The organism is Microcoleus sp. S13_C3 (genome assembly GCF_036700905.1).
GTDB lineage: Bacteria > Cyanobacteriota > Cyanobacteriia > Cyanobacteriales > Microcoleaceae > Microcoleus.
Genome location: NZ_JAUBPT010000105.1, coordinates 17198 through 27976 on the forward strand (window position 1 = coordinate 17198; position 10779 = coordinate 27976).

At 45.7% G+C, this 10779-nt stretch carries 9 protein-coding genes; 6 read left to right on the forward strand and 3 right to left on the reverse strand.

The features are described 5' to 3' along the window. Positions 1 to 7 precede the first annotated feature (7 nt). Together QUA16_RS24620 and QUA16_RS24625 are read left to right on the forward strand one after the other, a co-directional pair. Positions 8 to 3478: a PAS domain S-box protein gene (locus tag QUA16_RS24620; protein ID WP_333106527.1), complete on the forward strand. Its 3471-nt coding sequence runs from the start codon at positions 8 to 10 to the stop codon at positions 3476 to 3478. 283 nt (positions 3479 to 3761) lie between these two features. Continuing rightward, entirely contained in the window at positions 3762 to 4148 is a 387-nt protein-coding gene (locus QUA16_RS24625) for a response regulator (protein ID WP_333106528.1), read from the forward strand. A gap of 679 nt (positions 4149 to 4827) precedes the next feature. Here the strand turns inward: QUA16_RS24625 and QUA16_RS24630 are convergent. Then, a complete protein-coding gene (locus QUA16_RS24630; protein ID WP_333106529.1) occupies positions 4828 to 5139 on the reverse strand; it encodes a hypothetical protein in 312 nt (103 codons plus the stop codon). Positions 5140 to 5216: 77 nt separating this feature from the next. On the opposite strand from QUA16_RS24630, the gene QUA16_RS24635 reads away from it, so the two are divergent. The 3 genes from QUA16_RS24635 to QUA16_RS24645 all read left to right on the forward strand — a co-directional run bounded on the left by QUA16_RS24635 (position 5217) and on the right by QUA16_RS24645 (position 6321). Further along, the gene (locus QUA16_RS24635) at positions 5217 to 5525 is read left to right on the forward strand and encodes a DUF1830 domain-containing protein (RefSeq protein WP_333106530.1); all 309 of its coding nucleotides are present in this window, start codon (positions 5217 to 5219) and stop codon (positions 5523 to 5525) included. A gap of 74 nt (positions 5526 to 5599) precedes the next feature. Then, positions 5600 to 5950, forward strand: a complete 351-nt coding sequence (locus QUA16_RS24640) for a late competence development ComFB family protein (RefSeq protein WP_333106531.1) — start codon at positions 5600 to 5602, stop codon at positions 5948 to 5950. Between the two features lie 209 nt (positions 5951 to 6159). Then, positions 6160 to 6321: a hypothetical protein gene (locus QUA16_RS24645; RefSeq protein ID WP_333139563.1), complete on the forward strand. Its 162-nt coding sequence runs from the start codon at positions 6160 to 6162 to the stop codon at positions 6319 to 6321. Between the two features lie 40 nt (positions 6322 to 6361). Here QUA16_RS24645 and QUA16_RS24650 read toward each other — a convergent pair whose 3' ends face one another. Further along, entirely contained in the window at positions 6362 to 6715 is a 354-nt protein-coding gene (locus QUA16_RS24650; RefSeq protein ID WP_333106534.1) for a DUF6464 family protein, read from the reverse strand. 677 nt (positions 6716 to 7392) lie between these two features. After that, positions 7393 to 8124: a sucrose-phosphate phosphatase gene (locus tag QUA16_RS24655; protein WP_333106535.1), complete on the reverse strand. Its 732-nt coding sequence runs from the start codon at positions 8122 to 8124 to the stop codon at positions 7393 to 7395. Positions 8125 to 8295: 171 nt separating this feature from the next. Between QUA16_RS24655 and QUA16_RS24660 the strand changes: the two genes are divergently transcribed. After that, on the forward strand, positions 8296 to 10617 hold the full coding sequence (locus QUA16_RS24660) for an iron uptake porin (RefSeq protein WP_333106536.1): 2322 nt from the start codon (positions 8296 to 8298) through the stop codon (positions 10615 to 10617). Positions 10618 to 10779 lie beyond the last annotated feature (162 nt).

The window sequence follows — 10779 nt, forward strand, 5'->3', positions numbered from 1 at the left end:
TAATCAGATGAAAGCAATGGTATTGCCCTCAGACACAGGCACTCTCAATAACAGCGACTGCGAACTAATTTACGCTCTGGGTTCCATTCAACCTCACGGCATCCTTTTGGTGCTGGAATCTCCGGCGTTGAAAATTTTGCAAGTTAGCAACAATACTTTTGAGGCGATGGGCCTTTACCCCGAACAACTTTTGGATAAATTTTTAGAGGAATTTGTCGAGACTGAGGAAATTGAGGCTATTGAAAAAGCTTTATTTGAAAACGACCAACAACGTAACGGTATCAGATTATCATTCAAAAGTCAAGACCGCCAGTCTTTTTTTGAGGGGACGCTACATCAATCAAATTCAGCATTAATTGTTGAACTAGAGTCGGTGGTTTCCCCAAAAACGAGCGATTGTTTCAATTGTTATAATTTAGTCCAAGAGCCGATCGACAAAATCCACAAAACACCAAACCTGCAAGTGCTGTGTCAGACAGCAGTTGAAGAAGTGCGGAGGATAATCGGTTTCGATCGAGCGATCGTCTATCAATTTGATGCCACCGGGGCGGGGGAAGTTGTCGCCGAAGACAAAGTAGAAAGTTTGGCTCCTTTATTGGGACTGCACTATCCGGCTACCGATATTCCCCCCCAAGCAAGAAACCTCTTCAACATGAATTTAATTCGGTTTATTCCCGATATTAACTGTCAGCCTGTCGAACTAATTCCTCACTGCAATCCGCTGACGGGTAGCCCTTTATATCTGGGCTGCTCTTTGTTGAGAACAGTTTCGCCTTGCCACGTTCAATATCTCAAAAATATGAACGTTGCCGCTAGCATGACCCTGACATTAATCAAAGATAAAAAACTCTGGGGATTGATTGCCTGTCACCATCCAACACGAAAGTATGTCAACTACGAAACAAGAACCGCTTGCGAACTGCTAGCCAAGTTTGTGAATCTAGAACTCAGCTATAAACAAGATAGCGAAGACCGGGAATATGCAATTTATTTAAAAGCACTTTGCCAAAAATTTATCACGGAGATTTATCAAAAAAACTGCTTTGTAGAAGGTTTACTAACATACCGAGATGAATTGCTGGCATTAGTGGGTGCTACTGGTGGAGTTGTGTGTGCCAATGAAAATTTAACAACCATCGGGCAAACCCCGGAATTGGTAGAAATAGAAAACTTAATTGCTTGGATAAAAAGTCAAATAAATAATGAGGTTTTTTATACAGATTCTCTCTCAAAACTGTATCCGCCCGCCGAGAATTTTCAAGAAGTTGCTAGCGGTTTATTGGTGCTCGCCATGTCCGAGATGCAAAATTATTACATTTTGTGGTTCCGTCCCGAAGCACTTCAAACTGTCAACTGGGCAGGTCCACCAGATGGGCAAATTGAACTTCAACCGGATGGTAGCCGATTGATGTCTCCTCGCATTTCCTTTGAGTTGTGGCAAGAAACTGTGAGGTCAAAATCTTTGCCTTGGCAGCCGTGCGAAATCGAAATAGCCCGAGAACTTCGAGTTGCTATTACTAGCATTGAGTTGCGGAAAATCAATCAGCAGCTTAGCTTAGCTTTGTCGGCTACCAAAATTGGATTTTGGGACTGGGACGTGCAGAAAAATCGCATAGTTTGGTCGAGAGAACATGAAGAGTTGTTTGGGTTGACCCCGGGCACTTTTGCCGGAACTTATCAAAGTTTTGCAGCTTGCGTTCACCCAGAAGATTTAAAAAGTATGGAGAATGCTATAAATCGGGCGATCGCCCACCGAGGAGATTACTGTCACGAAACCCGCGTGGTTTGGCCCGACGGCAGCATTCACTGGATGGAGGGGAAAGGTAAGTTTTTTTACAACGAAGCCGGCGATCCAGTGCGGATGGTGGGGACAGTTACAGAAATTACCGATCGCAAAGCTAGAGAATTACAGTTGCGCCTGTTGGAATTAGTAGTCACCACCACTAACGACGCCGTGTTAATTACCGAAGCTGAACCGATTGAGGAACCGGGCCCGCGAATTCTTTATGTCAACCCAGCTTTCACGCGGATGACCGGCTATACGCTAGAAGAAGTTGTGGGCAAAACGCCGCGCATCTTGCAAGGACAAAAAACAGATCGCGCCAGTCTCCATCGAGTTCGGACAGCTTTGAAAACCTGGCAGCCGGTGCGGGTTGACTCGATCAATTACCGCAAAGACGGGACGGAATTTTGGGTAGAAATGAGCATTGTGCCCATAGCGGACAAAAATGGTGAGTTTACCCACTGGGTATCAGTGCACCGGGATATTAGCGATCGCAAATTTGCTGAAGCCGCCCTCCAACAGCTCAACGAACGGTTAGAAATGCGAGTTTTGCAGCGCACCAGAGAACTAGAAAGCTCTCAAGCAGAACTCCGGGAAAGCGAAGCTTTATTTCGCTCTCTGAGCGAGAGTTCCCCCGTGGGCATTTTCAAAATCGATACTGAGGGGAAATGTACCTATACAAATCCCCGCTGTCAAGCAATTGGTGGCTTCACATCGGCAGCCGCTTTAGGAAACGGCTGGATGCGGTTTGTTCACCGCAAAGACCTCAAACTAATTCTGTCTAAGTGGCCCCAATCGCAATCGCTAGATGGGGAATTTTCCTGCGAATTCCGCCACATCCAGCGAGACGGAACCATCCGGTTTTGTCGGCTGAAAACAGCTCCGATTTTTTCCGACAGATATCAACTAATTGGTCACGTCGGCACAGTCACAGATATTACAGAAAGTCGGGCAATTGAAAAAATGAAAAATGAGTTTATTTCGATTGTCAGCCACGAACTGAGAACGCCGCTTGCCTCGATTCGCGGTTCTTTAGGTTTGCTGGCGGCTGGGGTACTGAAAAGTAAACCGGAAACTGCCAAACAGATGTTAGAAATCGCTTCGAGCGATACCGAACGGTTAGTGCGTTTGGTCAACGATATTCTCGACTTAGAACGGCTCGAATCGAGCCAAGTTATCCTCGTCAAGCAGTGGTGCGATGCCCAGGTTTTGATGCGGAAGTCTGCAGAATCTGTACTTTCTTTGGCTGCTGAAAATAACATTGATTTGTCAATTTTGCCCCAAACAGCAAAAATTTGGGCTGACCCGGACAGAATCGTTCAACTCCTGGTAAATTTGTTGAGCAATGCGATTAAATTCTCCGCTCCAGGGAGTACAGTAACTGTCAGGGTAGAAGATTTGGGCGATTCCCTACGGGATAGCTACGCTTCACGGGTTTTATTTGAAGTCAAAGATCGAGGGCGGGGGATTCCTGCTGATAAACTAGAAACTATCTTTGGACGGTTTCAACAGGTGGATGCTTCTGACTCCCGCCAAAAAGGAGGTACGGGTTTGGGTTTGGCTATCTGTCGCAGCATAGTACAGCAGCACGGGGGCAGAATTTGGGTCGAAAGTGTTGTCTCAGAAGGAAGCAGTTTCTATTTCACAGTGCCCGCACAGTTGGAAGGCGAAGGGGGAAAAAGTTTGGAGTTTTGAGATTGCTTTCATAAGACATCGCGAAAGCTAACGTTCCTCGCAACGCACGCGGGGAGAATGAGTTTGCAAGGGCTATATATCGATTTTTCTGTTCTCGGTTTAAGTAGGTGAGCGGCATAATATAGCAACCGCGCCCGACGATTAGGACGTTTTTAAGTGCTGAAACTCTTAATTTTATTGCTTCTTCTTTCTGCTATATCTGTCAAGAAACCCGGTTGAGGAGGCAGCGTGCGTAAGTTTTTTTTCGGTTTACCATGATTAATTTAAAATTTGAGTTTTAATTATGTCAGCAAAGCGCATTTTGGTAATCGATGATGAAAAAAACCTCTGCAGCGTGATTCAGGCCTGTCTGGAACATTTAGGCGGCTGGACGGTACTAAGCGCGCCCGACGGCAGTCAAGGATTGCTTTTAGCTGAAACTCAACTCCCTGACGCTATTCTGCTAGATGTGATGATGCCGGATATGGACGGACTTACTCTGTTTGGTTTGCTGCAAAACAATGCGGCTACTCGCGGGATTCCGGTGATTTTCCTGACGGCTAAGGTGCAGGCGATGGATTTGAGCGAATTTGCTGATTTGGGGGTAGCGGGGGTGATTGCAAAGCCTTTCGATCCTTTGAGTTTGGCACAGCAAGTGGCGGAAATTCTGGGTTGGGAACCGTTGCTTTAAACTCGGGTAAAATGCGATCGCACATAGGATATCAAACTCGGCATTTGAAACCGCTACTAGACAAACAAAGTCGGCCCAGCCCGACGGCAGAATCAAAGGGGCATTAAAGCCGGATGACGATCGAAAATCCTTTTTCTCATTCCCTTGATTCTTGCAAAAATCACGCAATTATGTTAGTCAACCGGGTTTATGCGTCCAGGAAAGTTCTAGCTTTTCCTGCTATTTTCATAATTTCCTCATTTTTTTGATTTAGCTTTGAGATGGATCGGTGATTGGTTAATTTAAACTCTGATTCCCTAGAAGTTCTAGAGATGATCTCAGGGAGTCGGGGTTTTTTGTTACCCGCAAAGCCGATCGGCTAATACCATATTTACAGGCAGAATAACTCCTCCAGAAGTTACACAGATGGGCCTCAAGAACGATTTTTTTTAATCCGAGATCACAGATGCAGCGAAGTTTTTTGGTAAAAAACCCGGTTTCAGCCTGCTAATCCAAGATTTACGCAGAGTTCCCTCAGAAACCGGGTTTTTTAACCCCGGAGCACAGATGCAGCCAAGTTTTTGGCTAAAAAGCCCGGTTTTTGTCTAAGTGTTGTAATCCCTGCTTCGGCAAAAGTATATTTATCAAAAAAAATGATGGTCTTCATAATTTCCTCATATTTTTTAGATAAAGTTTACTCCTAGCTCTGGATCTCAAGGTCGATCGCACTCTCAGCACCATTCCGCTGCCAAAGAGCCAACCTGTTGTCAGGAGAGTTCAGCGCAGTGACGGTACTTTCGATTAACTCGTGCCACAGCACAATTAACCTAAATAAGTCAGGAGTGGCGCACTGCATACCAAACAAACCGGGTTTTTTAACCGGGAAAAACGGGGATTCTGCGGCCGACATCTCAGTGTTGGCAGGATAACTCAATGCTAAAAAAATTAATAACTGAAGAGGTGATTCGCGCTCTCGAATAACACCCCAAAAATAAGTCGGTCGTTTGATCAAGAGCCAAACTCGCAATTGCCACTAACAGGCAAAGCCAAATCTCAGTAAGTTTTTGAAATAGTGTGGAGATTTTTTAAATGTCCGATCAGCTATCTTATAAAGGTAACAACCAGATTCTATGCTATTACGCAAATGTTACCAACCTAGTTCAGGTGGTTCGGATTGGGAACATTCCTAATTGGTACTTTGAAAGAGTGATGTTTCCGGGACAGCGACTGATGTTTGAAGCTGCGGCAGAAGCAGTCTTAGAAATTCACACTGGTACGGTGGCAAGTGCTATTTTATCCGACAAGATTCCCTGCTACGTGCTGCGGGTTATAGAAGAGGTAAGTTCCGAGTTCGAGCTGGTGATGAGCGAAGACCGATTGGCGGTATTAGCCTGCTAAAATTTATGAGAAATCAGACGAGATCGAGAACGGCCACAAAAATATTAGTTAACGAGTCTTTGGGGACAGGGAAAATGCAGAAAAATCTTGTCAATATTACCTTAGCTGTAGTCACAGAGGAAGTAGAAATAATCTTGGAGTCTTATCCGAAGCACCCCTACCAACAAGCTTTTTCGTGTTCGGGATTGCGACAAGATTTAATTGCTTATGTGCTCAGCCGAGTTCCTAATAGATATACTGCGATCGACTCCCGCGAGTCTGTGTCAAACCAAACAGTTCAGGTTCGCTGTTCTTCAGAACAGTTGCTGCACATAGAAAATTTGATTCATACTGGCATTCGCGACGTGCTCCACAGCTATCAGAAGATAGATTACCGCGTTCCTGAAGAAGTTAAATTTGATTCCAGAGTTGCTAGTTGGTTGTGATAGTTTCTTGTAATTGAGGGAGACGCCGAGATTCTCGGCTCTCTCGGTTGGGCGAGGTGGAATTGTGTACTGACAATCAAGCATCCAGGATACAAGCCCCCGGATTCATTCCTTCGCAGACTCAGGACCCAGAAATAAAAAACCTGTATCCCATAAAGGCGCCCCCGAATTTATCCGTGGGGTCAATGCTTAAAGGGAGCATCTCACCTTTGCAGCCCTCCGCTAGAAATTGGAGTTTTGAGGCAGGAGGCAGGAGGCAGGAGGCAGAAGGAAAGAGGAAGAAGGAAAGAGGAAGAAGGAAGGAGCCAGAAGAAGGAAGGAGCCAGAAGAAGTATTTTTACAAATATGAGATGCTCCCTGCTAAAATCTAAAATCTAAAATCTAAAATCTAAAATCGATTGACTTGATGGTTCAAGACTTTTGGTAATCGCAGCAGCAGTTGCACGGGCCATTGGGATTGACAGCACAGCGCAGAATTTCCGATCGAGCATTAAAGCGACAGCTAGCATCTCCGATAACCCAGATGCCGCTTACAAAAGTTCTTTCCGTCGGCGGTGTGGCCGACTGCACGTACAGGGCAATTTTTTGCAGTCGGTAGCGGCCGGATTTGAGTTGATAGCGGTGGTGGCGTTCCAAAACAGCGTAGGTTTGTCCCTCTAAATCTACATAGTTCCCCGGTTGTGGCGTCCAATCCAGCCGCAGGCTACCTAAATATTGGCGGGGGTGAGAGAGAATCACCTCTACGGGTAAAGTATTTTGTTCCATGTGGCGGTGCGTTGGCGAACTGAACTAAAGGGGCAAATAGTTGACTCAACCTATAGCCTTTCTCAGAAAGATGAGGTACTCATGGGCATAGGGCATAGGGCATAGGGCATAGGGCATAGGGCATAGGGCATAGGGCATAGGCCTCCGTGGGCATACCTCACCACGCTTGAGAACCGCTATACATCTTGTTCATCTAGAAAGATAAGTTTTTATAGAGAGAGTAATTTAGGTTTAGGCGCTCAACTTAACTATAGAACCTTTGGCGATCGAGGAATAGGCGACTTATCTTGGGATAGCCGACTCCCTCCACTACGTTGGGCCTCACATCTTGCACCATTCTCAATTAGCCTTTTCTGAACAGGCTTTCCGGCCTGTTCCACAAGAAAATTTATCTTTTGTGGAACAGGCCGGAAAGCCTGTTCTTGAGAATGGTGCAAGATGTGAGTTCCACCCAACAGGCGAGGAAATAAACTTCAACTCGCTTGAGGTAACTAAAGTTCAGTTCGATTAGGTTTGATAAAGCAGTACACGCTGATGGTATCGCAAGTCGCAGGTTTGATCGATACGCGGTTGAGATTCCTGAACAGATTTTAACGGTTTGCAGGACTTGGGGTGCTTTGGGTGCGTTTGTATGAGGACTTGACTGCTCACTACAAACCAAAGGGAATTTTTGGCAATCAAAATTCCCAAAAATATGCCATTCCTTCCATGATTCCCCAAGCGCAAGCAGAACCAGCTAAATAATGATTTTCAGTGCCGCATTCGCGATGCCATTCTAAGAGTTCTGACAGAGCATTAGCGACGATTACTCCCCGGACATCCTGTTCAAACATACTGATATCATTGCCAGAATCACCGCAAACTAATGTTGCCTCAGATGGAATTTGTAGGCGCTTTTGTAAATAAGTAAGGGCATTGCCTTTATTGCTAGTTTGCGGTAAAATATCCACATTACTATTGCTGCTAAAAATGATTTGAGCTGGCAGTCCAGATTCAGTTAACTTTTGTTGCAAAGCCTGGACAGTCGAGCTATTTTCTGATGCTGGTTCCAGACTATAACTGATTTTCCAAGGATTTTGTTCTTTTGGGGATTGGGGTTTAAGCTGGGAAAACTGCTGCGCTAAAGAGGCGATCGCCATTTTATCCCAGCCTTGAGAAAGATATTCCGCCCAATCTAAATCGAGGATGCTGTCTTTGTAAATTTCGCTGCCTACACCTGCGATCAAATAGTCGGGTGCTAGCAGTTGCTTTTGGGCAATTAATTCGCAAGTTGAAGCATAAGAACGCCCGGTAGCGTAAACCAAACAAATTTGCGATCGCAGTGATTGCAAGCGCTGGTTTAAAACTTGAGTTGCTTCGTCATCTCCGACTAGCGTGTTGTCTAAATCTGTAACTAATAAAAACTTCATTTGGGGAATTAGTCAGGAGTCAGTAGTCATCAGTGATTAGTGATTGGGAATGGATCGCTTCCTAAAATAATTTTAACTATTTATAAGAATTTGTTAAACCCACTACATTTATAAGCAAGCTTATCGGTTAAGCTTGGCCAGATTTAATTTTCAACAAGTGGTGTGAGTGGTATGGTGAAGAATTCAAGCTCCGTTAAAGCTTTTTGGCTGTCTTTCTTGATTTCTGGTGCGGCAGTGCCTTTGGGGCCGATCTCCGCAACAGCTCAAATTCAGGATACCTCAACTCCAGAAGTTGCGCTAGAAGCGAGTACCGTCCCTACGGCTAGCCCAGACGCAGCGCTGGCAGCAGGTAAGATTGAGATACCGCAGTTAGCGGCGATAACCGCAGAGACTAACTCAGCAGTCGATCGCGCTTTACCCGACACAGATGCAGCATGGGTGAATCGCGCTTTACCTCAAACAGATATAGCAACAGTCGATCGTGCTTTACCCCAAACAGATATAGCAACAGTCGATCGCGCTTTACCCCAAACAGATGCAGCAACAGTCGATCGTGCTTTACCCCAAACAGATATAGCAACAGTCGATCGTGCTTTACCTCAAACAGATATAGCATGGGTGAATCGCGTTTTACCGCAAACAGATATAGCAACAGTCGATCGTGCTTTACCCCAAACAGATATAGCATGGGTGAATCGTGCTTTACCCAAACAAGATATAGCAACAGTCGATCGTGCAACAACAACCCCAGAAATAACGGAGGCAATTCGCGAATTGCCTCCACAGAAGTTAGAAATTGCAAACTCTCCTCAGTCTCAACAAGTTGCTGAAGCCAGCAAAGTTGCCGACATCAGCAGCGAGACGGGCACCGCTGATGACCTCAGCATACAAGAAGACGCAGCACAAGTCACTTCTGTTTCCCAACTCTCCGACGTGCGGCCGACAGATTGGGCTTTTCAAGCCTTGCAATCCCTAGTAGAAAGATACGGCTGCATTGCGGGATATCCAGACGGCACATTCCGAGGCAATCGGGCAATGACTCGCTACGAATTTGCCGCCGGATTAAACGCTTGCTTAGACCAAATTACCAAACAACTTGGCGGTTCTACTGGTAATTTAGTCAAGCGAGAAGATTTACTGGCTTTGCAAAGATTGCAAGAAGAATTTGCGGCAGAATTAGCTACATTGCGCGGTCGAGTAGATGCTTTAGAAGCCCGCACTGCCGAATTAGAAGCCAACCAATTTTCAACTACGACTAAACTCAACGGATTTGCTTGGTTTAACCTGAGTGGAGCTTTTGCGGGCAAGCGAGTCCGAGTTGAAGCAATAAATGGAAATGCTGCTCCGCTAGATCGAGTACCCGGACGCGATCCTGTCACCAACAGACCGATCGTGCAGACAGTGGACGACCCAGAAATTACTTTCAGCCACTTAATTTGGTTAACCCTCACTACTTCTTTTACAGGCAAAGACCAATTGGTTACACAGCTAGCTGTAGGTAACGGAAATTCACCAGCCAATCAGTATACTTCTCCGGGTCTTTTTAATACCTTTGGCACTCCTTTTCTCGACCAGACTGCTGGGGTGAATCCCAATGAAGTTATCCTGCGAGAACTTTATTATCAGTTCCCGGTTAGCAACAGCTTGCAATTAGTAATCGGCCCCAGAATTAATTTCTACCGCTACTTTGACAACAATAACTTTAGCTTTTTCGTGGACGGTGCGAGCAGTTTTAATTCTAACAATAGCACTTTGTTAACTGCTACCAAACGCGGCGCAGGTGCTTTGGCTTTGTGGGATATCAGCCGCCGATTGAAACTGCGTTTAGGCTATTTGGGCGAGAGTATGGAATTTTTGCCCAGTTCGGTGTTTAATTCCGCTTCCAATCCGTCTCAAGGCTTGTTTGGTGGGACAAATACGAGTACCGCCGAACTAACATTCAGTCCGAGCGATCGGGCAAATTTGCGGTTTTTGTACAGCCGTTCCAACATCCAGCAAATTGGCGGGCTAATCGGAGCACCGAATGGCAGGCCCCTTAACGGTTTGGCAGATGACGGTTTCGGTGGCCGTCTCGGCAATGCTACTGCCAATACTTATAGCTTTAATTTCGATTGGTCGCTCAGCCGCCGTTTCGGTCTTTTCGGCCGCTACGGCTACGCCGAAACCAATATATTTCCCAAGACTGACCGACCCGACGGCACGATCAAAACTCAATCTTATATGTTAGGATTTGCACTTCCTGATTTATTCAAAAAAGGAGCTGTGTTTACCGCCTCATTTTTAGTACCTTTTGACGTTACTGGCGGTCGGAGGTTTCTGGTTTCGGGCGGGGGGAATGGTGGCAAACAGTACGAAATTGAAGCCACTTATTATTTGCCTGTCACCGAGAATATTTCGCTCGTACCGGCATTTTATGCGATCTGGAATGCCAACAACTTCGATAACAACCCGACAATTTTTGTGGGCAATTTGCGGACTCAGTTTAGTTTTTAATTCGACGCATGGGAACCCAGAAACCGGTTTTTTTGACGACAAAAATACTGCGTTGTAGCCCGCACCCAAGGTTAAAAACCCGGTTTCTAAGGAATGAGAATTAAATAACTTCCACTCTTGAAAGTGGGATGGGCGTCCCGCCCGTCCAAAAAGGACGGGCGG